General features: G+C 43.1%; 19 protein-coding genes and 1 pseudogene. 13 read left to right on the top strand and 7 right to left on the bottom strand.

Annotated elements, in window-relative coordinates:
* Positions 1-5: 5 nt before the first annotated feature.
* The 7 genes from LDO73_RS15555 to LDO73_RS15525 form a co-directional block, all read right to left on the bottom strand.
* On the bottom strand, positions 6-1,025 hold the full coding sequence (locus LDO73_RS15555; RefSeq protein ID WP_224059230.1) for a hypothetical protein: 1,020 nt from the start codon (positions 1,023-1,025) through the stop codon (positions 6-8).
* Positions 1,026-1,029: 4 nt separating this feature from the next.
* A complete protein-coding gene (locus LDO73_RS15550) occupies positions 1,030-3,753 on the bottom strand; it encodes a putative virulence factor (RefSeq protein WP_224059228.1) in 2,724 nt (907 codons plus the stop codon).
* Positions 3,750-6,743, bottom strand: a complete 2,994-nt coding sequence (locus LDO73_RS15545) for a virulence factor SrfB (RefSeq protein WP_224059226.1) — start codon at positions 6,741-6,743, stop codon at positions 3,750-3,752. The genes LDO73_RS15550 and LDO73_RS15545 overlap by 4 nt, the downstream gene beginning before the upstream one ends.
* 4 nt (positions 6,744-6,747) lie before the next feature.
* Positions 6,748-8,169, bottom strand: coding sequence for an SrfA family protein (locus LDO73_RS15540; protein ID WP_224059224.1), 1,422 nt, complete (start codon positions 8,167-8,169; stop codon positions 6,748-6,750).
* A gap of 314 nt (positions 8,170-8,483) precedes the next feature.
* Positions 8,484-9,959, bottom strand: a complete 1,476-nt coding sequence (locus LDO73_RS15535; RefSeq protein ID WP_224059222.1) for a vWA domain-containing protein — start codon at positions 9,957-9,959, stop codon at positions 8,484-8,486.
* Positions 9,960-10,314: 355 nt separating this feature from the next.
* Positions 10,315-11,760 carry a glycoside hydrolase family 32 protein gene (locus LDO73_RS15530; RefSeq protein WP_224059220.1) on the bottom strand — a complete coding sequence of 482 codons (1,446 nt, stop codon included), beginning with the start codon at positions 11,758-11,760 and terminating at the stop codon, positions 10,315-10,317.
* Positions 11,757-13,019: an MFS transporter gene (locus tag LDO73_RS15525; protein ID WP_224059218.1), complete on the bottom strand. Its 1,263-nt coding sequence runs from the start codon at positions 13,017-13,019 to the stop codon at positions 11,757-11,759. Before LDO73_RS15525 ends, LDO73_RS15530 begins: the two co-directional genes overlap by 4 nt.
* A 220-nt stretch (positions 13,020-13,239) precedes the next feature.
* Here LDO73_RS15525 and LDO73_RS15520 point away from each other — a divergent pair, with 220 nt between their 5' ends.
* From LDO73_RS15520 to LDO73_RS15460, 13 genes and pseudogenes are all read left to right on the top strand, one after another.
* The gene (locus LDO73_RS15520) at positions 13,240-14,235 is read left to right on the top strand and encodes a LacI family DNA-binding transcriptional regulator (RefSeq protein ID WP_224059216.1); all 996 of its coding nucleotides are present in this window, start codon (positions 13,240-13,242) and stop codon (positions 14,233-14,235) included.
* A 39-nt stretch (positions 14,236-14,274) separates the two neighbouring features.
* Positions 14,275-15,198, top strand: a complete 924-nt coding sequence (locus LDO73_RS15515) for an aminoimidazole riboside kinase (RefSeq protein ID WP_224059214.1) — start codon at positions 14,275-14,277, stop codon at positions 15,196-15,198.
* Positions 15,199-15,298: 100 nt separating this feature from the next.
* A pseudogene (locus LDO73_RS15510) lies at positions 15,299-15,402 on the top strand (type I restriction endonuclease); the annotation flags it as partial.
* 792 nt (positions 15,403-16,194) lie between these two features.
* Positions 16,195-16,512, top strand: coding sequence for a helix-turn-helix domain-containing protein (locus LDO73_RS15505; protein ID WP_224059213.1), 318 nt, complete (start codon positions 16,195-16,197; stop codon positions 16,510-16,512).
* A 482-nt stretch (positions 16,513-16,994) separates the two neighbouring features.
* On the top strand, positions 16,995-17,513 hold the full coding sequence (locus tag LDO73_RS15500; protein ID WP_224059211.1) for a fimbrial protein: 519 nt from the start codon (positions 16,995-16,997) through the stop codon (positions 17,511-17,513).
* A 35-nt stretch (positions 17,514-17,548) separates the two neighbouring features.
* Positions 17,549-18,085 (top strand): fimbrial protein, encoded by a 537-nt coding sequence (locus tag LDO73_RS15495; RefSeq protein ID WP_224059209.1) that lies wholly within the window; start codon positions 17,549-17,551, stop codon positions 18,083-18,085.
* A 55-nt stretch (positions 18,086-18,140) separates the two neighbouring features.
* Positions 18,141-20,660, top strand: coding sequence for an outer membrane usher protein (locus LDO73_RS15490; RefSeq protein ID WP_224059207.1), 2,520 nt, complete (start codon positions 18,141-18,143; stop codon positions 20,658-20,660).
* 86 nt (positions 20,661-20,746) lie between these two features.
* Positions 20,747-21,508 carry a fimbria/pilus periplasmic chaperone gene (locus LDO73_RS15485; RefSeq protein WP_423810859.1) on the top strand — a complete coding sequence of 254 codons (762 nt, stop codon included), beginning with the start codon at positions 20,747-20,749 and terminating at the stop codon, positions 21,506-21,508.
* A gap of 36 nt (positions 21,509-21,544) precedes the next feature.
* Complete coding sequence (locus tag LDO73_RS15480; protein ID WP_224059205.1) at positions 21,545-22,165, top strand: fimbrial protein; 621 nt, start codon at positions 21,545-21,547, stop codon at positions 22,163-22,165.
* A 15-nt stretch (positions 22,166-22,180) separates the two neighbouring features.
* Positions 22,181-22,699, top strand: a complete 519-nt coding sequence (locus tag LDO73_RS15475) for a fimbrial protein (RefSeq protein WP_224059203.1) — start codon at positions 22,181-22,183, stop codon at positions 22,697-22,699.
* 41 nt (positions 22,700-22,740) lie between these two features.
* Positions 22,741-23,208 carry a fimbrial protein gene (locus LDO73_RS15470; protein ID WP_224059201.1) on the top strand — a complete coding sequence of 156 codons (468 nt, stop codon included), beginning with the start codon at positions 22,741-22,743 and terminating at the stop codon, positions 23,206-23,208.
* The gene (locus tag LDO73_RS15465) at positions 23,205-23,756 is read left to right on the top strand and encodes a fimbrial protein (protein ID WP_224059199.1); all 552 of its coding nucleotides are present in this window, start codon (positions 23,205-23,207) and stop codon (positions 23,754-23,756) included. The genes LDO73_RS15470 and LDO73_RS15465 overlap by 4 nt, the downstream gene beginning before the upstream one ends.
* 15 nt (positions 23,757-23,771) lie before the next feature.
* Positions 23,772-24,314, top strand: a complete 543-nt coding sequence (locus LDO73_RS15460) for a fimbrial protein (protein ID WP_224059197.1) — start codon at positions 23,772-23,774, stop codon at positions 24,312-24,314.
* Positions 24,315-24,372 lie beyond the last annotated feature (58 nt).

Raw genomic sequence — 24,372 nt, 5'->3', positions numbered from 1 at the left:
GACCTCTATTTCTTTAAGGCTTCTAAACGTGTTTTCGCGTCACTATTTTGCGAGTCATTATTCACGGTGACTTCATACCAATAGATGGCAGTTTCTTTATCTGGCGAGAAACATTTACCGGATGACGTATTATTAGGGTCGTACTCTTGCGCGTATTTAAAGGCGATTTTGGCATCCCCAGCTTGCGCTTTGTACGCATACAAACGTTGGGCGATATCACATTGACCATTGGCTATTGCTGCATCGATGGTTGTGACAATCTCGACATCTGTTGGGTGGCTTTTTAAACAGTTTTGTACGAAAGAGAGAGGCTCGCCGGATTTCATGTTGTCGACGCTACAGACGCCTTCAATGCCATTGGCAGGCGCGGAGGCTTGGGTTGGCGCAACTGCGGGCTCTTCACTTTTGTTTTTGAACATAAAAAACCAGACCAGCGCGGCGATAATGAGCAGCAATATAAGGGCGATGATAATGCCCAAGACTGGGGATTTCTTGGTTTTTGCGGGGGAAACTTTTTTAATAATAGGTTCAGGCGCTGGTGGGATTTTCGCAACGTCTTCAGCAAGTTCAATGATAGGCTCAGGCTCATCTTCAATGATGATTTCAGGCTCGATATCATCATTGATGCCCTGCGTTGGCTGGACACTTCCCCCAGAGGGAATGATATCTTGCTGGCCTTGAGCGAGTGAGCTTAAAACGCCATTATGAATTTTAAGTGTACCCTTATCTTCATTCCCTTCATCATCTTTGAGGGTGAATCGATAGGCCATTTGCAGGTTGCTGACCAGCGGGTCAACAAACACTTTATCAAGAACAATGTGCAAATCATCGCCATTTAGCTCAAATGGGAGCTGAATTTCAAAAGCATTACCGACCCATTCACCTTTGTCATTGAGGTAGTTACCATCTTGATTTCGTTGAATGGTTAAGCTGACATGCTCATGCTCGCCATCCCAATTACGGATAGTCAATAATGCGTTGCCAGGGCGAGCAGGTTGTAATGGCTTTAATTCTGGATTAAACACAGTTTTACTCCAATGATGATTTCATCGATTTAATAATTTGACCAAGTTGAGCATTTTGCTCAGCGCTAATTTCTCGCCCAGCAGAGTGACCTGCGTTTTCTTTAATGATGGTATCTAGAGCGATTAACCAGTCGTAAACAAATAAGAAAGTGTAATTCAGTGGTGTTGTCGGGAGACGTACAAGACGCTCGTCATCCGCCCATTCCACGCTATTTCGGTCTGGGCGTTCAAAGATTTTTTTCCCAACATTCACTTTGCTGTTTGGACGTAGAACCCCTTCATCTTTGAAATTAAACCAAGTGATGAAATCACCTAAAATGTTATGAACACGCGAAACTTGAGACTCGGCTAATTTATCTCGCAAAACGCCGACCGTTTCTGTCCCTGCCAGCGCATTCACCAGCTTTTGCTCTAGCTGCAAACGGGAAATGGCAGTAATCAGCTCATCGACAAACGTCACCATAATCTCTTGTTCGATATTAAGGTAAGTCAGTAACGTATTGTTATCCGGTAAACTGCGTAAATGGTTTATCCAAAGCGCAATGACTTTTTGTGGGTAAATGACTTCATACCCATAGCTTTGGGGTTTATCGGTTTCAGGGGCAGAAATGGTGGCTGGCTCATCACTAAATAGGTCGATACCGCCACCAAATTCGTTGCCGCCAAGTGAGAAAATCGAGACATTTTGCGGCTCGGCGTCAGACTGTTTAGGATCTTTAATCTTGCTAAGTGCGCTTTCTTCTTGCATATAAAGCTCATACAAGTCTTTGCGGCTCGGCATGATGTAATCAATAAACGGCCCTTGCAGGTAAGGCACTTTCTGCATGAAACGTAGGATGGCCTCGGCATTTTTCGTTTTGACTAATAACTCTTCTTCACCGCCAGATTGATACCATTTTTCAAGGTAATTACCGATCAATTCTTTTCTTAATTCATCGAGTTGCTCAGTGATACGCTCTAATTTCAATTTCTTTAATGCAACAGTCTCTAGGTAATTAGCAAGGCGTGACATGCCACCATCATTGAGCTGCAACATGCTGTCCCATGATTCACTGGTATCGCGAATATGTCGCTGAACAAACTCATCTTCCACGTAGGTTCTTTTCATTAATTGAAGATGTTCTTTACAGCCATCATCAAAGGCGATTTCTTCCTCGTTTTGCATGCGGATAAATGAGGTTGGAACGCGAGGTTTCCGTACTAAAAAGGTGTTATCAAACGCGTGATTATCAACCCAATCAGACATCCAAGGGTATTGACCAAAACGCTCTAGCATTGCCATTTTGATCATGCCGCCTTTACCCCAAGATTGGCGTAAAAGGGCTTCATTGAGCGAGAGTGACTGAGAGATACGTAAGTCAAACATCGTCATCGCCCAGATTAACCCACAAGGGCGTTTGGCCCGTGTTTGCTCATCTTTACCTTGAGTGTTATGTATCCATTCCGTGAGCACGCCGCCCACTTCTTTGACATCGGACTGTTTGGTGGATGCGGTACAGACAACCAGGACGTTCATCTCTTGGTTATCCGTGTAACGTTCGAATAAATAAGAGACTTTTCCACGTAAAATTAATTGGGCGAGTGGGTTGGCATCGTCGCTGTCCACGGCATTGCGAATGCCGCTCATGGACTCAACGCCCAGTCGGCCTCGGTAACCCGGGAAGTCTAACAGCTCAACCTGCTCAAAGAGCGGTTTGCTTGGGGTATCAAGCAGTGGGATCACGACTTCGACGGTCAGTGCCGTTAATTCGGCAATCGAGAGTGACACTGGCGAACCCACATGTTCTCCCTTGATTGGGCAAACTTGGATGTCGTTATCAATACTTTTATTGAGCCGCTCAAGCATATCGACGTTCATAATACTGTCTTCTTGAACGAGGATGCCATTGCGTTCTTTGACTAATGATTCTAGCGGGGCAAGCACAATCTCAGCGTAATTTAATTTCGCTAAGGTGCGACTAAAGATTTCGTAAGCTTCTGTTAATTCAGGGATTTCACCCCATAAAATGGCGAAAAGTTTTGCCCGTTGTGAAATCGATAGGTACGGTGCCAATTCAACCGCTTTCGGCCAATAAGTTAATGCGAGCTTTTTGTGACTGTTTTCCGCGTGGCGCTTTAAATAGTCCCATAAAGAAATCATATCATCGTGGGAGATACCCGCCACAGGCGCAGAGGCGCGCTGTTGCTCAAACTGCGTGAGTAACTGGGATAATTTTTGCTCGTCTAAAACGTAATCAATTTTTTCTTGGTTAAAGTCATACAGATAAGCGTTCGCGAGGATCTTAATAATTTCCACTTCATTGAATAGGTGTAATTCAACGGGGTGGCTGTCTGTGCCTTTGGTTGCCGAGCGCGTAAATCGAGTCACTAACCCAGTGGCCTCTTTACCGCCGCCAGGTGGGTTAATGTGGTCAATGAAATCCAACTCTTTACCGGACATTTTTGTTTTCAAGCGTCCGTTATTGCCCGCCGCCAATGCCGAGATAAGATATGACTTTCCTGCTTGAGACAGACCAAAGAAGCCAACCGACATCGGGCGCTGGGTAGCGGTTACCAAATTTTTGGCGATGTTTTTGCTGCGTCTTAAGCGATAAATAAGACTATCAGCCTCAGTGTTTAGACGAGGAGCATGCTCTCTGACCGTGTTAATCCAGTTAATTGCATTGTCGGCATTTTGGTAAATGGCGTTCCAGCCATCAATCAGCTGTTGTTCATTATTCATACTCATTTAACTAATACACTCCCGCTGTCCATCCAGTAGTTAGTTTCGCCAATACCACTGTCTGCTAATGTGTTGAGCTTAAAATTTAAATCTCGTGGTTTGACATTCGATGCATCCAGCATTTCAACCTCGGAAATCACAAAACGCTCAAGACTTACCGGGTTATCGTCACGGGATGGACGCTGTTGCTCAACTTGTAATTTCATGCGGATAACGCCGTTTTCCACACTGAGCTTTTGAGCCAATTTGGGATTCTTAATACGCAATGTGTAGAGCGGCGAAGCGGGCCAACGGGCATTATTTAATTGCCTAAAGCCCAAACGGACTGCACCTCGAGCTTCGAAAGAGGTCTGCTCATCGAGTTGATAGTCTGGGCGGTCAAGGTCAATATCTCGGTAATAGACCACATCATCGCTTAACGTATTATGGCTATCCAACATCCCCAAATAGCGAACGGTGGAATAGGGGCGGAAATTCCCGATAGAAAAATAGAAATTCAATAACCGAGAATTTTCAGCGAGCAAGCAGAGCATCGCTCCCACCGCTGCGGTGGATTTTGGATCGTCAATCCGCCCTTTTTTATTAAACGGATACCATCCACCCGTTTTATATCCATGCAAAGGTAAAATGCGGGATGGCGGAACAGGTTGCAGCAATTTAAAGAGCGCTTGAATGCCGGGTAATCGAGAAGGTCGGCCGGTTAGCAATAAAATATCGCAGGAATAGTAATGTAAAACCTCACACAAGGCTTTCAAGCTGGAGGTGATATTGATTCGTTGCCCTGAAATAAACTCCCCATGAAGTTGAGAGAAATTGACTTGCAAAGGCACATTGAGAATCGAAAACGCATCGGTGGTGCCTAGCTCTTTATTGACGGCATCGTTGATGTAATGAAACACTTTTTGGGTTGGTTGCTGGGATAAAAACTCACCAAATGTCGTGTTAATATTTTCGCAAATTTTCAGTGGGTTATAATTTTCGTACTGATTTAAAATCTTTAACCCAATAGGACTGAAAATTTGTAACGTGAGCTGCTGGCGTAAGACTTGTTGTCCCGCATCCAACCCTTCACTACCAAACAGGGAGGACATCAGCGCATCAGGATCGGAGACACCGGAATCAAGTAATGAGGTTCGCAGTGCGGGTAATACGCAGAGTCGAATGATATCTAAAAGAATATCATCACCCGCGATTTTAAATCCTTCACGAAATAGCTGAGTGGGAACGATTTTAACGTTGCTACCATTACCTGCATCTAATTTATAACGGGTGATCACCAAATCGGTTGTTCCGCCGCCGATATCAATCGAGGCAATTTTTAATACGGAATCCCCTGTGAGTGCTCGGTTATCATCACGAACTTGGCTTTTAAAAAATGCTTCAGTGCGCTCACCAAAGTGAATCTGTGTTTCGTTATAGAGATACACCAATTGCCCGCAGGTGGCTTCATCCCACTTCACATGAATTGAAGGCAGTGGTGGACGGCAATCAACATCATTGCCTTTAAATGTTAGCGGGTTATCAATTGGGTTCCAGCCCATTGCCTTCCATATTAACCCAAGGGCATTTTCCATGCAGTTTTCGAAAATGACTCTTTCAGGCTTCGGCATTGCAGGGGGAATGGTTAAGATAATATTGCGTAGCTGACGCGGTGCGCTGGCATGGTTCATTTTTAAACGCTGCGCTGAGCTGTTCATCTGGGTCAATGCTTGAGTGAGAACCTCAGTTAGCATGATGGTCATCAGTGAGCTGCGGGTATAGTTTGGCGTAAAAACGGGCATGCGATCATTTTCGTCTAAACGAAAAAGCGGTTCACCGTGGTCATTCAATAAATAAGTCATTGGGGTTGCGGTTGCCAATGGCTCTTTTTCGGTTTGACCAAAAGAACGACTAAAACGCCATCCTGGGGAATAAGGGGTATCGTCCCATAAATAGCGTTTTGGACTAGAAACCCCAGTAGACCCTTCAGTACCGAGTCGTTGAGATGCCATTCGGTTGGCCTCTGGGCCCACTCGAGCAATTGTTGGCCACATAAAGGCATCATTGCGTCCGCTACTGACGGAAAAATCTTGTTTACCAAATTCAGCTTGGGCGAATTCAACCCGACTTTGGAATGGCTCATTGTAAACATAATAAGGCTGGCTTAAATCACGAAGAGTCAGCTCATAAAGCTGGGTCAGACCTTTGTCATCGTTTTTATGATCTTCAATTAAGATCCCACAGGTTCGTGAGTTGCCAACGTCCAAGATTAAATCGACTTCAATCGGTGGCTCTTGGGACTTGGTTTCATTCAGCTTAACTTCGGGTAACTTAATATCCTTACCCAGAATTTGCAGCAGATTGAGGTAATGGGCTTGATGTTGAAACTGTGAAAGCGCCTCTTCCAATTCATCGTGATACATTCTGAGTGTTGATGTGGCTTGTTCACTGAAAATTTCACGCAACCAACTATCAACCCAAGAAAGCTCTAAGAAATCTTCAACTTCATGGCCTAAATAGGCGAGAGCAAACCCAATACCTGAGCGCACATCATCTTCATTCGGTGCAAGATAAGCAGTATTTTCACGATTTGGCACAATTCGGGTATCAAACGCGACGACAATGCGGTGTGTATTTCCATCTTCATCGGGTTCAGCCAATTGGTGAAACATGGCTCTGGCCCAGTTATATGGGCCACTAGAAAATGATCTCGGTGGATTGAATCGGAAAAAGGGTAGCGGGATCCAAATATCATTCAGTAACTTTAATGACTCTTCGATGGAAAAACTAAATTCAGGCTCTGATGCTGTCGGCGTGCTATTTTTAGGCGCAGGGAAGAAAAACTTATCGCTGCGTTCATCATAAATTAAACGCAGTAATGGGCCATTTTCGCCTTTGCGTGTGAATTCGCCATACTCTTTACGTTGGGGCAGCGTAAAACCAAAATCCAAAAATTGGATATTACTATCACGAATAAGCGTTATTTTATCTTTATGATCAGTTAATTGCGCTAACATAGAATTAGTTACTCTCCCGCTTCATTGAGATAGGGAATATTTGATTTTTATCATATGCGCCTTGGCAGTCAGCGATGTTTTTTGCGCCAGGGCGGCAGGTAATATTGGGCATGCGATAGGATGAGCCATCGCTACAATTTGCTTGGGCTTGGTTATTAATATTCAGCCCACCAGAATTCATGGATGCCACGATGGGACCCCGACAAGTCACGCCATCACTGCGGGTCATAATGACGTCACCTTTACCATTATTCATATTGTATTGCAGGCTTAGTGGCTTACCGGTTTTTTGATCTTGAACACCAGCGCCCACATTCCACTGTCCATTTAAAAACTGAACCGATCCATTCTGAACGGCTTCTTGCGGAATATTCAGCGGTACTGATGTATTTACCACTGCGTCGTTATTTGCGGAAATGGCGGTGGCTGGTGTATTACCGGAGGCAGATTGAACTGGATCGACCACAGGCGTATTTGGCGCGTTGGGGTCTGGTGATACTGCTGGTATATTGCCATTGTCACCCTCTGGCAATGGCGTAATAACAGGGTCGACTAATGGAGTGTTTGGTTGATTGGCCTCTACCGCGCCTGCAATCTGCCCGTTTGTGGCTAAATCGGGAGTGACCACGGTACCATTTACGCCATGGGTATTGGTTACTTGAGTAGACCGTGGCGCGACTAATATCGGGTCTACACCAGAGTGCGGTGTAGGGAGTTCAACGGCGGGAACATTGATATTCGGTAGGGTCACCTGTGGCATATCAAGATTGGCAGTTGGCATGATGGGGGCACTAAAGCAACCTCGTAAAAAAAAAGCGGCAAGCAGTAGAAGCAACAGTAAAGGTAATAACCACAGCAAAAATCGCCACCACGGTTTTTTGGGGACAATCATCGGAGTGGCTTCAATCACTGGCGCGGTGGCTGTTGCGATTGGCGTAGGAGAAACTAATGGTTTTAAACAGGCCACAGGATCGGTACGTGACTGTTTGTTCTCGCTCACGAATCCCCAAAATGTAATGACAGGCTGACCACCGACAATATAAACGTGGTCTTGATCAGGAAATTGGATTGTTTTACTCAGTAGTGCACCAAATAATTGCTGCTCTTTATTTTCTGATTGCAGTTTATTTTCACTGAATTTTTTCAATTCATTTTGATTATTTTTCAGCAGTGCATAAGCATTATTTTTTTCTTCTTCAGATGCGGTTGTCCAAGAAATAATTTCGCCATCAACAGGGGAGTACCAATCAATTCGCTCACCAGTTTCATTAGGTTGGGGAATGGCGAGACAATCTGCAATGTTATTTTTTTTTTGTAAGCGCAATGTTTCTCGAAGTTGTAATGCAGACACATAAATTGCCTGCCCATTTTCTCCCAATGGAAGATAATTTTCTAATTTTCCACTACGCAGGAAAGCTTTATTCACCTTAATCTTCCTAATTTTTTAAATTAAAATAACATGAGAATTTTCTGATTGTTAATGTTTCTGGAAGGCATGATTTAATCTGTTATTTTAATCAACAAAAAACGTGTTGTCTATTATGTTAAATTTTCAAATTGATGTTGGTCATGAAATAAAAGTAAATCGCATATGAATTTGTATGTTAAATGAAAATAATGACGAACCGGTATTATGAATGCTAATAAATTAATGTGATGAAAGTTTTAAAATTCACCTTTTAATTTTTTATGGTGCAATAGAACAATATTGCACCATAAAATAAGAATTATAATATGAAATTAATTACATCCTTCTGGAATATAATCACTGAGGGCTTTTTTCATCATTACCGCAACGTCCTTGGCATTTTTGGCCGTAAAGACTTTTCCTCCCGTCGCTTTTGCCACACAGTTTCCAGCCCCACTTCCCATAATATCAATAACATTGATAACAGCTTTAGGGTGAGCGCGTTTTAACGCTCTCGCTGCGGCACATGGGTCTTTTTCACAAGATTCAACACCATCCGAGATCAAGATAATAATCGTATCTCGGTTGTTGTCTTTAATCGATTTATTGGCTTGAGCGATGGAGTCAGCCAGTGGAGTTCCACCGTCAGGCTCTATTCTTTTGATAAAATTCAATAAACTAGAGCGATTATTCGGCGTGATATTCCCTGTCGACTGGATTTTTTCGCAGTCAGCTGCAACGATCGTCATGATATTTGTGTCATTAGGTATGTGTTTAACAATTTCCCCTAATGCTGTTTTGGCCACGCTAATACGTCTTGGTTCCACGTCCCAACCTGTGAATGGTTCCCAAGTTTCTTCGATATAGTCAATTTGTTGTCTTGTCAATTTCATGCTCATATTCATGGAATAAGAGGCATCGAAAATAATAACAACTTGAGGCGCATCTTTAGGGTTCCGATTCACTGGGCACACTTTTCGTACCGGTGGATTTAATTTTGCATAACAGACAGAGTTGGCTTTTGCGTCCGTCATTCCGCGTTTTTGCATTTCCGTTTGTAGGCATTTTTCCATCGGTGTTAATGGTTTAACCGGAACAGGTTCAGGCTCAGGAACAGGCTCAGGTGCAGGTTCAGGAATAGGCTCAGGCTCAGGTGCAGGTTCAGGAATGGGTTCAGGAATAGGCTTAGGCGCAGGTTCAACATGCGTATTTTCTACAGCAGGTGGGAGAGTTTTAGGATCAAAACAGCCTCTTAGCCATGAAAATAACAGTGCGAAAAGTAATAACAGAATTAAAAAGCCAAATAAAGCTAACCAACGATTTTTATTTGACGCAATGGCGGCAGCAGCAATAGGGGCTGTGGGTTGAATAGCCGCAGGAGGTACAACCGGAGCCGGAAGGGGCGTTGTTCTCGGCCACCATGTAATAACTGGCTGGTTGTTTATAATATAAACACTTTCAGTGTCAGGAAGGACGGCGGCTTTTTCTAATAATAAATATTGTTCTTGGGTGATTTGTTTTTGTTCAAGTAATTTATTAGCCCGCGTCTGAATATCATTTAATCTCTCGCAAAGAAGTCGGTGATTATTTGAAAATTCAACTTTATCTAAAGATGATAATGGAGTGGGGTGACCAGAGACGGATGTACTCCAGATAATTGCGCCATCGGGTTGTTGTTCCGCATGGGCAAATAAATATTGGTATTTTGCGGGGAAATACTGGGTTAATAATGCCGACAGTTCTTGTTGATTATTTAAACTGTAATCTGCTTTTTGGGTGTCGTTGGTTAAACGCAATACTCTATTCATGGCTAAGCAACCTTGCTAAAAAGTCATCGCATCGGAAAGTTAACAAGATAATAAAGAATATAATTATCACATCCTAGGAGCTTAGTCTTAATTATGTTCAAAACATGGAGTCGACGAAAATAAATTGTGTGATAAAAAATTATGATGGCTAATCAAAGTTTGTCATAAGAATCATTCTTCTTTTATTCAGAAAGATATTTACTATTTTTTCGCCAAATTAAAAGGTCTGACTCCAATTGTGTGTCGAAATCAGACCTTACAAGATACTTAACTCAAAATATCTAACTTTATGGAGCTACTTCATGATGCCACTTATCACAAGGCGATTTTGTTTATCTCAATTCCGGCTCAATAATTATTTGAGTTGCCAAAGTGTCCCTTCAGAAATAACCGCGGTGCCATGAGAAGCAAATAACATGAGCTTGCGTGCATCAGGTTGGGGATAAATACGGCTAGACATTGCAGCGTCACCTTCGTTGACAAAGATCTCAACGGAGGAGCGGTCAATAAAAATACGCAATGAAAGTTTATCGCTTGCGGGTAATGGAATGCTGCGATAACCGTCCAGCTCATATTCAGGGTAGTGCCGCCAGAGCACTAAGCGCTGGGATTGGTTATCAATATACAGCTCTAATCCATCGCCCACTTTATTACCTAGCGCTATACCATATCGTTCTGCATTGCTTTGGCTTATATCCCAAACGAGCTCTAACTCGATGGCGCTGGAATGGTCGAGTAAAACTTCTGTTTTACTGATTGAGTGAGGCTCAATGGGTTGGCTCTGTTGGCGTAGTGATTTGGCTTCAATCACTGGGCGTTGGCATAAATGCCCATCTCGTACAAATAGCTCGCGTGGTAGGGTTAAGCAGCCTGCCCAGCCTTCTTGTTTGGACGGCATGGCAGATTCCCACATATCCATCCAAGCCATAATGATACGTCGCCCATCCGCTGTCGTGAATGATTGTGGCGCGTAGAAATCGTGCCCATTATCCAGTTCAGTAAATTTTTGACTTTGTATAAACGCACTTCCCGCTTGCCAGTGACCTTGGATCACGCCGGATTGGAAGCGATTACGATATTGGTAACCCGTGCTTTGTTGGATGCCTTGTGGTGAAAACATCAAATAGTGGTGGTTGCCACACCGGAAGAAATCTGGGCATTCCCACATATAGCCACCATCAACATCCGCATGGGCGAGGATCCGATCAAGTTGCCATTCGCGTAGTGAGTTACCTTTATAGATCAACGTTTGTCCACAATTTGCCGCGTCTCGTGCACCGAGCACCATCCACCAAGTTCCATTTTCTTGCCAAATTTTAGGATCACGGAAATGCATAATGCCATCAGGAGGTGTTAACACAATACCTTGTTTTTCAAAGTGAATTCCGTCAGTGCTGGTTGCCAAACATTGCACTTCACGGATAGCGCTATCGTCACCGGCGTCTTTTAGCCACACATGCCCTGTGTAAATGAGTGAAAGGGTTCCATTATCGTTCACGGCACAACCCGAAAAACATCCATCACGATCATAATCATCACCGGGCGCTAGCGCGATAGGCTGATGTTGCCAATGGATCATGTCGTGGCTGGTGGCGTGACCCCAGTGCATTGGTCCCCAATCAGCACTCATTGGATGATGTTGATAAAATGCGTGATATAACCCATCAAAGTAGATCAAACCATTTGGATCATTCATCCAGCCAGCGGGCGGAGCAAGATGGAAGTCAGGGTAATAGGTGTTTCCACGTTGAGCTTTAAGTTGCTCAAGAGCAAATTGTGCTTGCTGAAGTTTTTGGTTCATAGTTCCACCGTTTTTTTCGATGTTGTCATGTGATTGACGGTTGATGCATCCTCTGATTGCAGAAGGACACTTGAAATTATCGTCATGAAAATGACGATAGCGGCGAGGATCATATAGGTATCTGCAAAGCCTATCGTGTCATAGCTGTACCCCGCGAGTGGGGATAAGAATGAGGCGCAGAGCGACGCTACAAACTGGAAACCCACTAAGTAGATGGTTGCAGATAAACGTTTATCAAATACGGATGTAATGTATTTAAATAATGAAATTAATAGGATAGGAAGTTCAACCGCATGTAGCAGTTTCATCAATGAAATCGTGATTGCATCGTCGGCAAGCCCGGAACCTAAAATGCGCAGCGCCATGATGACACCACTTAAAAGCAGGCCACGTTTTGCACCAATGCGATTGACGAGGAAAGGTGCTAAGAACATACCACCGGCCTCTAAAAAGACCTGAAGCGAGTTTAAGTAGCCAAACATCTCATTGCCTTCGTTTTGGTTAGCAAACAGCGAGGCAAAATAAACCGGAAATTGTTGATCGTAGACGTTATAAACACTTACCCCGCAGACAAATATCACCAAAGACCAAAATGAGCGCATGCGTAATAATCCCAGCGCATCAGCGATAGTCAGCGACTGAGTTTTGCCGAACTCAAGCTCATTCATGGTATGAGGGCGAACGTTGCGTAACCGCCATAACAGGATGATGAACAGAAGTGCGCTGGCGGAACCCATGGCGAAATTCAAGTTGGGATCGATATTAAATAATAACCCGGCAAAAAAGGTGGCACCTGCCCAGCCCAGTGAACCCCACATACGGGCACGACCATATTCAAAACTCGCGATGCGGCTGACGCGTTCAGTATAGGATTCAAGTGCGCCAATACCGGCAAAGAAAGTCGCGCCAACATAAATGCCCAACGCAGCAGCTCCCGCAAAAATGTTCCATTTTAATAACGGGGTACAGACAAAAATAAACCAAGGCCCGCTGATTAATAGCAATCCCCCCAGAAACCATAATAGATTTTTGCGCAAGCCAAGCCTGTCTTGAATAAATCCGTAAAGAGGCTGAGCACAAAATGCGGTTAGGCTGATAACAGAAAAAATAATGCCTGTATCGGTGCCCTTTAGGCCAATTTTTTGGCTGAGCCACAGAGATACCAAGGAAAACACGGATGACCATGTCCAAAAAAAAGTAAATAACAAACCACTTAATGTGAGATAGGCATGCATGTTAGCGCGTGTTTTTTTGCCCATAGATATTCTCCTACTGTCAGAATGTCTATATTGTTAATGTTAACATCCAATTTATAAAAGACGGTATAGTGCATAAATATGATGTTAATCACCAATGTTAACATTAACATTGTCGGTGTGAGAGGTATGTCACAGGTTTCTTATTCTCGCAATCATGTGGCTATTTATTGGTTGATATACTCCGACGAAAAGACGTTGGAATCAGAGTGAAGAGGGCAAAATGGTACTCTTAAAAGATGTCGCCAAGCTGGCTGGTGTTTCAATGATGACGGTCTCAAGAGCTATCAATAATCCTGAAAAGCTGAAAAAAGAGACATTGGAGCGCATTCAAAAAGCAATTAATGAAACGGGTTATACGCCTGATCTTTCAGCTCGCATTATCCGCGGTACACGGTCAGGACAAAAGCCTCGAACGATTGGGGTATTGGCGCTAGATACGGCGACGTCTCCTTTTTCTGTCGATATCACGCTTTCTATTGAAGAAACGGCGCGTTCACATGGTTGGAATAGCTATGTGGTGAACATGCTAGAAGGTGATGATCCTGAAGCTATCGCGAGTTTACTTTTCTCCCATCGCCCAGATGGCATTATTTACACAGCAATGGGGCTTCGGCAGGTTGAAATTACGAAGCACATGATGAAAGTGCCATTAGTACTCGCTAACTGTGAAAGCTTAAATGTGCAAACTGCCAGCTATGTACCTGATGATGAAGATGGCCAATATAACGCGGTGAAAGCGCTATTAAATGCGGGATACCGCCAACCGCTGTGTTTATATCTTCCTGCTAACCACCCGGCGACTCTTCGTCGAGCTCTTGGGGTTAAGCGCGCTTGTGAAGAACATGGAATTAATGCGGATGCGTTATCTCATCATTTTTTAAGTACAGAAAATTATGCAGATATCCCTGAGATTGTCCGCAAGCAGATCCACCATGGAAAAGCGGGTTTTGATTCAGTCATTTGTGGAAACGATCGGATCGCATTTATCGTTTATCAGATCTTGCTAGAGAGTGGATTGAAGATCCCAAAAGATGTCGCCGTTGTGGGTTACGACAATATGGTTGGGATCGGTGAATTATTTATTCCACCGCTTTCGACGGTACAACTTCCACATTATGAGATTGGCAAGCGTAGCGCGCTACATATCATTAATGGGGAGACGCATCGAGAAACTGTCTATATTTCATCTCCTTGGTTACCAAGGGATTCAATTTAATCATACTGAATATTTTCAATATTGCTTGTGGAGTAATTTATGACCGATAAAGTGTGGGTTCTCGGTGATGCTGTTGTTGATTTGATCCCAGAAAGAGAAGGTTGCTTACTTCAGCTTCCCGGGGGGGCTCCTGCGAATGTTGCTGCTGGGGTTGCTCGCCTTGATGGACAAAGTGGGTTTATTGGTCGAGTCGGTAATGATCCTTTTGGACGCTTCATGTGCCGTACGCTAGAGCAAGAGAGAGTGGACACTGACTATATGAAGTTGGACTCGCAACATCGTACATCAACAGTGGTGGTTGAACTGGATGAAGAGGGAGAACGAACTTTTACGTTTATGGTTCGCCCCGCTGCGGATCTTTTTTTAGAAGTCGAGGACTTACCCGTATTTCAGAAAAATGAATGGCTACATGCTTGCTCTATCGCGCTGAGTGCGGAGCCGAGCCGCAGTACTACATTTTATGCCATGGAAAAAATCCGTCGTGCAGGTGGGCGCGTTAGTTTTGATCCTAATATCCGAACGGATCTTTGGCAGGATGAAAATCTATTACGTGAATGTTTACATAAAGCGCTAACTTTCGCCTCAGTGGTGAAGTTATCCGAAGAAGAGTTATTTTTCTTAAGCGGCAAAACTGATATTCAGCAAGGTATTGCACAACTTTGTGCACAGTATTCTTTTGATTTACTCCTGGTCACTTTAGGTAAAAATGGAGTGATGGTGTGTTGGCAGGGAGATATCCTGCATTATTCTGCTAGACCGGTAGTGGTGGTTGATACGACAGGCGCAGGAGATGCTTTTGTCGCAGGTTTATTAGCCGGGCTGGCGGTTTATGGTTTGCCGTGTGATGAAAACACGTTGGGCATGATTATTGGACAAGCACAAATTTGTGGCGCATTAGCCACCACGGCGAAGGGGGCAATGACCGCATTGCCATATCGTCAAGATTTACTCAAAAGCCTGTAGTCACGATTTCGCGCTATTTTTTAGGGTGGTGGTGAAGAGATTTTTTATTATTTAATTCAGGGTTGAATGGTAAGGAGTTTTTTATTTTCTTAAGATAGAGTTTATTTATCTAAGCCAGTTGTTTGCAATGTAGCAATGAATGCGAACACAAATGACAGACTGAACGCTGATTTAGATAGTATTTTTGTGATAATAGAAAGCTCCACTCCTGCTATCTTTCAGGTATTTGATTAGTAAGGTGAGTTCTGCCATGTTGGCATCTAAGCTTATTGAATGAAGTTGGCAGAGCTATACCTACAAATCTGATTTCTTTTCGGTTACTTTTGAGATTCATGCTCGGTGTAGTGGTGGAAATATGATGTCATCAATTTCCCTCAAAATGTTGGAGTGGGCAACAGTAATCTGAACTTGTTTCAATTCCATAAATAAAACTAGCGTCTTAAATGTATGTGTCATTTCTAATACAATTTAATGTGATTTGGGTCACGATATATCCTTACTTAAGTTAAATTCATTGTCATTAAATGTCATCAAAATAACATTTTGACATGTTTTATGCATCTCAATATATTTAGTTCACAATTGTTACTAAATGTGTATTTGATGAATTGATTATATCTAACTGAATCTTAATGCTATTTTTGTGTGTTTTTTTATTGTTGCTTCACATCTCTATATTTTTTGAATGTAAATATGAAAAAATATTTATATCGATATATAACTCTGAATTTTAATTAAATAATTGGTTTTAAAGAAATTTATCACTGGTAATTTAAGGCATATTATTAGTGTGGGTATCGCAACCTATTGTAATTTATTTATTTTAACAAACTTATAGTGTTGGTAATGTGTAAATCATGCCTTGGTTGAAAATATTGCCAAATTCGACCCTATTGTTTTTTACTCCTATTTTGTTTGAAAATAAAAACAGATTCGTGATTACATATTTGTTTTATTTAATATGTTTTGAAATTGATTCTTATTTAAGGTTTATGGATGAGTTTGAAAAGAATAGAGAGAGTTACCGAATTATTTTCTCAAGCTGTCGCAGATGAAATTGCAAGCTTAAGAAGGAAAAGATTATTATCAGGTAGACAATTAGGTTCACTCATTGGAGTTTCCCAACAACAAATTTCACGCTATGAAAATGGTATCTGTGAAATAACGTTATCTACCTTATGTCTTTTGCTTCATTATTTGGATGTATCTTTGGAGTCTTTCTTCTTCTTTGTTTCTGAACGTATAGAAGCCAAGGAATCTAAGCTTTATCATGATTTTAATTTATTATTTGAGCAGCATGGTACTCTGATTTGAAAATAAATTAAAGTGGATTAATGAGATAAGTATTAGCAGATAAATTAGATATGTTTCAATGGAAGGTTTCTCATTATAAATATAGTTTATATTGAATTGATATAGATATATTTATCTATTGATTTATTAAGCTAAATAAGTGCTCCATTAGATAGCTTTTTCATAATATTTTGGAAATTTTGAAATGTCATCTATCTGGATTTTATGAAGGGTATTATATGTTTTTCCCTTTCTTCCTCTCCGAAATTGTCAATTTTTAATGAGGGATGTATTTTAATCGCAATTTTTAATTGTGCTAGTTAATGTTTTTTATTTATTAGTTGGTTGAATGAAAAATAATTAATAAATTAGGTTTTTTCTTTATTTTTAATTAATGAAAATGAAGTGTTTCTACATGTATTTTATTTTTATTGCAATGCTTTTTTATTAAATGGCATCGCACTCTCATGTTATTTATTTTTATTTTATTTATTGAGGCAAATATGAAAAAGGTTATTTTTGCAACTTTAGTTTCTAGCGTAATGAGTACATCAGTTTTAGCAGCTGATGCTGGGCAAGGTACTGTCACATTTGAAGGTTCTATCATTGAAGCGGCTTGTGGTATCGCTCCAGAGTCAACGGATCAAACGGTTAATCTGGGACAAGTAGCGTCTGCAACCTTAGTAAATGGCGGTATGTCTAGACCTGTGCCTTTTACTATTGAACTGGTCGATTGTGATACAACCACTTGGGATACCGCAGAAGTGACGTTCACGGGTGGGGTAAATCCAAATTTGGCTAACTCTTTAGCGATTCAAGGTACTGCATCGGGTGCGGGGGTAGTTATCACAGGTATTAATGCTGTACCGGTGAAACTGGATGGCTCAGCAACAGCAGGTTCTGTCGCACTACAAAATGGGGATAACTCATTATTGTTCTCAGCTTATCTGAAAGGTGATACCACCGCTATCGTTCCTGGTGCGTTTACTGCGCTGACTAACTTCACCATGTCATACAACTAATTCTTGTTATTTTAAGAGTAAATAAGGGTAGCACAGTGATATTGAGATGGTTAAAAAGTAGTGCATTTTGTCTTTCTGGCTGTGTTGCCTTTTCTATCGCACAAGCGGCATCTAATGGGGAGGGAACAGTCACCATTAACGGTGAAATTACCGACGCAGCATGCAGTATTGCAATGGATTCGCGCGAACAAATTATCGATATGGGGGTATTACCTGTAGGGGTGATCCGTCAAACGGGAGAAGGCCCTGTTCGAGATGTCGATATATATTTGGTGAACTGTGATTTGGCCAAAGCGAGTGATCCCTCACAAGCATGGCAGGCGTTGAGCATGACATTTGATGGACCTGCCGATAATGGTCTTTTTCAAGTCTTTGGTGACGCAAGAGGAGTGGGCTTACTGATGCGTGACGCCGATTTACGCCACGTTATCCCAGGGGAAACCTTACCTCAACAAGCCATTATACCATCCACGATGCGATTAAGTTATCAATTACGTTTAGTGTCAGACCAGCAGCCATTGCGTGCGGGTCCTTATCAAAGCGCAATCCGTTTTAAAGTGGATTATTACTAAAGTGCAATTTCATTCCTTTTTTCATTATTGTCATTAATTTCCAGGGATATTTTTTATGTCTTTACACACTGCACTTCGTTTTCGATTGGCGTTGCAGCCCTTGTCTATTGCACTCATGTACAGCATGAGTGTGATCTCGGGTGCATGGGCAGCTTCATCGTCAGACAGTATCGAATTCAACACGGATGTTTTGGATGTCGAAGACAAAGAAAATATTAACCTTTCACACTTTTCACGAGCTGGTTACATCATGCCTGGCTCATATCTGCTGTCATTAAAAATCAATGACGATACGTTGCCCGAGATGCCAGTCACTTTTTATACCCCTGAAGGGGATCCTCAAGGGAGCGAGGCTTGCTTAACCCCAGAGATTGTTGAACAAATTGCATTAACCTCATCGCATCGCAATGCGTTGACATGGTGGCATGATGGACAATGTTTAGATATTGCGAGTTTACCTGGTATGCAGGTACGCGGTGATCTAGCAACGTCAACGCTATACCTCAGTATTCCGCAAGCCTATTTAGAGTACACAGCACCTAATTGGGATCCCCCTTCTCGTTGGGATGAGGGGATTGCCGCGTTGATTTTGGACTACAACATCAATGGTAACGCGAACCGTTCTTATACCGGGGGGCAGAACAGTTATGCTCTAAATGGAAATGGTGTCACAGGCATTAATTTGGGGGCATGGCGTTTTCGTGCGGATTGGCAGGGACGTTTGAATCATGCGACAGGATCTGGCGATGTCGTTAATAAAGATTTCGATTGGAGCCGTTTTTACGCTTACCGCGCATTGCCCTATTTGGCTGCAAAATTAGTGGTTGGGGAAGATTATTTGGTATCAAACATGTTTGATTCCTTTCGATTTATTGGGGCAAGTGTGCGTTCAGATTTGAATATGCTACCACCTAATTTGCGGGGGTATGCTCCTGAAATTACGGGAATTGCTCAGTCTAATGCGACCGTGACGATCAGCCAGCAAGGGCGAGTCTTGTATACCGAACAAATCGCGCCGGGGCCGTTTCGTATTCAGAATCTCAATGACGCGGTCAGTGGGAAGTTGGATGTCAAAGTCGAAGAACAAGATGGAACAGTACAAGAATTTCAAGTTGATACGGCTAACTTACCTTATTTGACGCGTCCTGGGCAAATTCAATACAAGCTTGCTTTGGGGCAGCCGACAAACTATCAACGCCACAGTGAAGGCGATAGCTTTGTCACTGGAGAGTTTTCATGGGGTGTGAATAACGGGTGGTCACTCTTTGGCGGAAGCCTTAATAGTAAAAATTACAATGCCGCGTCACTCGGTGTTGGGCGTGATTTGATGGCGTTTGGTGCTCTGTCTTTTGATATCACACAAGCCTTTTCTAAGCTGCCGGGTCAGGGCACGCTAAGTGGTGGGTCGTACCGGCTAAGTTATGCTAAGCGTTTTGATGCCATTGATAGCCAAATTCAATTTGCGGGTTATCGCTTTTCTGAACGTGACTTCATGAGCATGTCTGAATTTTTGGATGCACTGAAAAGTGGGGAACGTTATGGCAGTAATAAAGAGTTATACACGATATCACTGAGTAAAAATTTCCGTGATACAGGGATGTCTGTATTCCTGAATTATAACCATCAAACGTATTGGAATCGCCCTAATAATGATTATTACAGTGTGTCAGTCTCTAAATACTTTGATATTGGTTCAATTAAAAATGTCAGTGTGAATATCTCAGCAAATCGCAATATGTATAACGGCGTTAAAGATGACAGCGTCTTTTTATCAACATCGTTCCCGTTAAACAATGGGGCAAATGTTGGGTATTCAATGAACAATAGTCGCTACGACACCACGAATCGTGTCACCTATCACGATCGTTTTAATGAACGTACAACCTACCAACTGAGTGCAGGTAGCAGAAGCAAAGGAGCTTCTGGTGCGGCGTTTATTACCCATCAAGGGGATGTTGCTCGTTTAACCGCAAATGCCAGTTATCAACATAACCAATACAGTGCATATGGGCTTTCAGCAAGTGGTGGATTGACACTAACAGCTGAAGGCGCTGGTTTCCATCGCATGAACACACTGGGGGGAACACGTATGTTGGTGGATACGGAAGGCGTATCAGGCGTTCCAATTAAAGGATTTAGCGCACCAGTGGAGTCAAATGCATTTGGCAAAGCGATTGTGGGTGATGTGAGTAGCTATTACCGCAGTAAAGCTCAGATTGATTTAAATACCTTGCCAGACAACGTAGATGCACAGAAGTCCGTCGTGCAGGCCACGCTGACGGAAGGTGCAGTGGGTTACCGTAAGTTTTCGGTTGTCGCAGGCCAAAAAGCCATGACGGTATTGCGATTAGCTGATGGGAGTTACCCACCTTTCGGTGCACAAATTCTCAATGCAAAAGGGCAAAGTACCGGTCTTGTCGGTGATGCTGGCAACGCTTATATCAGCGGAATTAATGCGAATGAAACCATGACCGTGCAATGGGGAGAGAACAGCACGTGCCAAATTCAATTCCCCGATACGCTGGGTAGCTTGGATGACGCTTTATTACTGCAGTGTACCCCGGAGACTCAATAAGTTTGTCGGGACTTGATAGCTGTGTGGCGTGTTTTTGACTGGCTCACAGCATAAACAGTTTAAGAAAAGATAAGGTTTATAACAGTATGAAAAAGAATCAACAACAGTATGCCATGGTGTGTTTATTGGGTGGGATGTTACTCAGCCAAGCAACACAGGCAGCCGTGTCATTAGATCGTACCCGAGTCATTTTTGATGGTGGTCAAAAGTCTATCTCATTGAACATTTCGAATAACAATAAGCAACTCCCTTATCTTGCTCAAGGGTGGATTGATGATGCCGAGGGTAAAAAAATCAGCTCTCCGTTGGTGGTGTTGCCTCCGGTTCAACGTATTGAGCCCGGAAAATCGAGCCAAGTGAAAATTGAGGCATTACCAGCTATCAATGGGTTGCCACAAGACCGAGAAAGCCTGTTTTATTTTAATTTACGAGAAATTCCACCAAAAAGCGATAAGCCCAATACGTTACAAATTGCGTTGCAAACTCGTGTGAAGCTGTTCTATCGACCTAAAGCTATCAAAGCGGATAAAAATGGCACACCGTGGCAGGAGAAACTCACCTTACAAAAAGCGGGTGAACAAGTGACGGTGAAAAACCCGACACCGTATTACGTGACTATCATCAATGCTGCCGCCAACGCATCTTCGGCAGGCGAAAAAGGGAAAGAGTTTTCCCCTGTCATGATTGCCCCGTTTGGTGAAATGTCATTAGGAATGAAAGCCAGCGTATTGGGAACAAAGCCGGTCTTAACGTACATCAATGATTATGGTGGACGTCCTGTGCTGACATTCCAATGCCAAGGTAATGAATGCCACGTAGTAGCTGATAGTCAACCCCAAAATCCGTAAGGCGGATACTCAGAGTGACGACAGGAGGAAAAAGCGATGCAAACAAGCAAGATGTGGCGTTATGGACAGCGCATATTATTGAGTAGCGCCTTGGCGTGTAGTGTGAATGCGATGGCAGCGGACAGTAATAGTCGCCTTTATCGTCCTGTTGATAATTGGAATGTGGATGGGGCAAATGGCATGTTGTATGTATCAGGTTCACTCACGGAAAGTCCATGTCGTTTAGCGATGACATCGGCATACCAATCGGTTGATCTTGGAAATATTGAAACAGCTGAATTGCAGCGCAATGGTAAAGGGACTCCCGTGCCATTCCAAATTGAACTGGAAGACTGTATCGAAATGACCACGCGTTTGAAAAATGTGCAAAGTGGCATGACAGCATGGAGCTCAACACAGCCTGCGGTCAAAATACGTTTTGTCGCCCCGACAGTGCCATTTTATACCGATTTTGTGCAAGTGAATGGGGTTCAAGGGTTAGGGTTAGCCGTGACAACACCGGAGGGTACTTTATTACCTATGGGCCAAGAAAGTGAGCCGCAATTATTACCGTCAGGGCAAAGCCAACTGACTTATTACGTCACCCCCGTAAGAATTGGATTGTTGGAGCCGGGTGCTTACTCTGCTTTGATTGCTTTTGAAATGTTGTACGAGTAAGGAAGCCATACAAAGATGAACATCATTCCATTCCTTTCTCGGAGGGGGCTGATCAGATTGATGCCATGGCTAATGAGTGGAACATTAATGTGGAGCTTACAAAGTCAGGCGGGGTCAGACAGTGTCAATTTTAATATCAAAGTATCTATTGTCCAAAGCACGTGTCAGGTGAACAACAATGAGCCAATTACGGTGGAATTTGGCGATTTACTGATTAATACCATCGATGGCGTGAAATATGAGATGCCCATTTATTACACGTTGCAGTGTGCGGGGGTCGCGGATAGCCAAGGTTTAAAGCTGCAGTTCAGTGGTACAGGTGCAAATTTTAACAGCGGTTTACTGAAAACTTCGGAGCCGGCTCTGGGCTTGCGTTTTAAGTCAGACGGGACGATTTTCGCAGTGAATGATTGGGTGCCGTTTACGTACGGTGATCTTCCTGAACTTAGCGTGGTACCTGTCTTAAGTAGCCCTATTGGTGTCGATAGTGGGGATTTTTCCGCCTCAGCAACGTTTAATGTGGAGTATCAATAATGGAAAAACAATTACGTAGTCAGCTCTATCTGTGCGCTGGGATGATGATAACACTGTTTGTGGCACCACTGAGTGCACTGGCGGTACAAGCTACTTTCAGTGGCACTTTGATTGGTAATTCACCGTGTATGATAAATAACAATGACCCGATTGAAGTGGATTTTGGGGATGTCCTCATTCGAGATGTGCAAGGGCAAGAGGGATCTGAATATTCTCGGGATGTGCCGTATACCATTGATTGTGAGAATGCGAATACCTCCGATGCAATGAATTTAAGGATTAGTGGCATACCGACTTCTTGGGATGGATATTTGCTAAGGACGTCGAAAGCGAATTTAGGCCTGCAGTTCTATGTTGATGGACTTACATATGAATTGAATGATGACTATTCATTTTCATATGGCGATGAACCAACGATTACAGTGGCACCGGAAGGGAGTAACTCGTTGAGCGATAATGACGACGGGGATTTTTACGCGACAGCCAGCCTGACTGTGGAGTATCAATGATGGGGGGGCGAGAAGGAATTGTGTGTGCTCGACAATTACAACACGTCGTTATCGCCGCTACTTTGATGGGGCTGTCATCTTTTGCCAGTGCCGATGCCAGTTTTAGTGGCACCTTAATCAGTAACCCGCCGTGCGATGTGTACGGGGACAATGACCCGATACAGATCGATTTTGGTGAGGTAGGGATTACACGGATTGATGGGGTGAATTATGCGGAACCGCTTAGTTTGACGATTACATGTGGTTCGAATTTAGGTAATAACGTGGCTTTGGTGTTGAAGTATATCGGAGTGGATGCAACATCATTTAACACTCAAGCCTTACAAACTAACCGTCGTGGGCTAGGTATTTTACTTTCTCATGATGGAACGGTAATACCACCTATTTTTCCACCAGAGTCGGGTAGTGGTTTGCCGATCACGATGTCCAGTAATGGTCAGAAGAGTCTTTCTTTTATAGCTGTACCAGTAAAAGACCCTGATCCCGATACCGTGTTGCTGGAAGGGGCGTTTAGCGCTATGGCCTCAATGGAAATACAGTATCCCTAGATGAGGAGATAAACCATGAAAAGAACAGTGTGTAATGGTGCCTTATTGAGCCTACTAGGTGGAATACTCTTCATGCCATTGTCTGTGCAAGCTGATAGCAGTATAGGCATTGAATACAGTGGCACGTTAATCGCCCTACCTTGCACCATCGTACCGGGAATGAACAATTTGTACGTGGACATGGGGACGATCCCGACCAAATCCTTGTACCGTTTTACTCGCACCGTAGGAAAAACGATTGAGTTTTATTTGGAAGATTGTGATACGTCGTTGGGAAATACGATTACGGCGACGTTTATGGGATCGGTGGACAATGAAGGGCTATTGACCTTTTCATCTGGTAGTACCGCAAAAGGTGCAGGCATTGGGCTGGAGTACTTGGATGGACGTCCTATTCCGATTAATGGTGGGACAGTGTACAAGGTGCCGCTCCGTGATGGAGACATGGTCATTCGGATGAAAGCGTATGTACAGGGCCAACAAAGTGCTTTAGCGAATAAGAGTTTGGCGGCAGGGGATTTTTCGGCGGTACTGACGTACAGCATGAGCTATGAATAATATCAGGTGAAGTGGTGGTTTATCTATCCAATATACAGCTCCTAGCGCTGAGCGATAA

Source organism: Providencia alcalifaciens, assembly GCF_915403165.1.
Lineage (GTDB): Bacteria > Pseudomonadota > Gammaproteobacteria > Enterobacterales > Enterobacteriaceae > Providencia > Providencia alcalifaciens_C.
Note: the sequence above shows the minus strand (reverse complement) of the source record. Positions and strands in the feature narration are given on the sequence as shown.

Excerpts from the sequence above, each read along its gene's own strand:
- LDO73_RS15550 (WP_224059228.1), bottom strand. The coding sequence starts at position 3,753 with ATGAGTATGAATAATGAACAACAGCTGATTGATGGCTGGAACGCCATT.
- LDO73_RS15545 (WP_224059226.1), bottom strand. The coding sequence starts at position 6,743 with ATGTTAGCGCAATTAACTGATCATAAAGATAAAATAACGCTTATTCGT.
- LDO73_RS15535 (WP_224059222.1), bottom strand. The coding sequence starts at position 9,959 with ATGAATAGAGTATTGCGTTTAACCAACGACACCCAAAAAGCAGATTAC.
- LDO73_RS15530 (WP_224059220.1), bottom strand. The coding sequence starts at position 11,760 with ATGAACCAAAAACTTCAGCAAGCACAATTTGCTCTTGAGCAACTTAAA.
- LDO73_RS15525 (WP_224059218.1), bottom strand. The coding sequence starts at position 13,019 with ATGGGCAAAAAAACACGCGCTAACATGCATGCCTATCTCACATTAAGT.
- LDO73_RS15520 (WP_224059216.1), top strand. The coding sequence starts at position 13,240 with ATGGTACTCTTAAAAGATGTCGCCAAGCTGGCTGGTGTTTCAATGATG.
- LDO73_RS15515 (WP_224059214.1), top strand. The coding sequence starts at position 14,275 with ATGACCGATAAAGTGTGGGTTCTCGGTGATGCTGTTGTTGATTTGATC.
- LDO73_RS15505 (WP_224059213.1), top strand. The coding sequence starts at position 16,195 with ATGAGTTTGAAAAGAATAGAGAGAGTTACCGAATTATTTTCTCAAGCT.
- LDO73_RS15500 (WP_224059211.1), top strand. The coding sequence starts at position 16,995 with ATGAAAAAGGTTATTTTTGCAACTTTAGTTTCTAGCGTAATGAGTACA.
- LDO73_RS15490 (WP_224059207.1), top strand. The coding sequence starts at position 18,141 with ATGTCTTTACACACTGCACTTCGTTTTCGATTGGCGTTGCAGCCCTTG.
- LDO73_RS15485 (WP_423810859.1), top strand. The coding sequence starts at position 20,747 with ATGAAAAAGAATCAACAACAGTATGCCATGGTGTGTTTATTGGGTGGG.
- LDO73_RS15480 (WP_224059205.1), top strand. The coding sequence starts at position 21,545 with ATGCAAACAAGCAAGATGTGGCGTTATGGACAGCGCATATTATTGAGT.
- LDO73_RS15475 (WP_224059203.1), top strand. The coding sequence starts at position 22,181 with ATGAACATCATTCCATTCCTTTCTCGGAGGGGGCTGATCAGATTGATG.
- LDO73_RS15470 (WP_224059201.1), top strand. The coding sequence starts at position 22,741 with ATGATGATAACACTGTTTGTGGCACCACTGAGTGCACTGGCGGTACAA.
- LDO73_RS15465 (WP_224059199.1), top strand. The coding sequence starts at position 23,205 with ATGATGGGGGGGCGAGAAGGAATTGTGTGTGCTCGACAATTACAACAC.
- LDO73_RS15460 (WP_224059197.1), top strand. The coding sequence starts at position 23,772 with ATGAAAAGAACAGTGTGTAATGGTGCCTTATTGAGCCTACTAGGTGGA.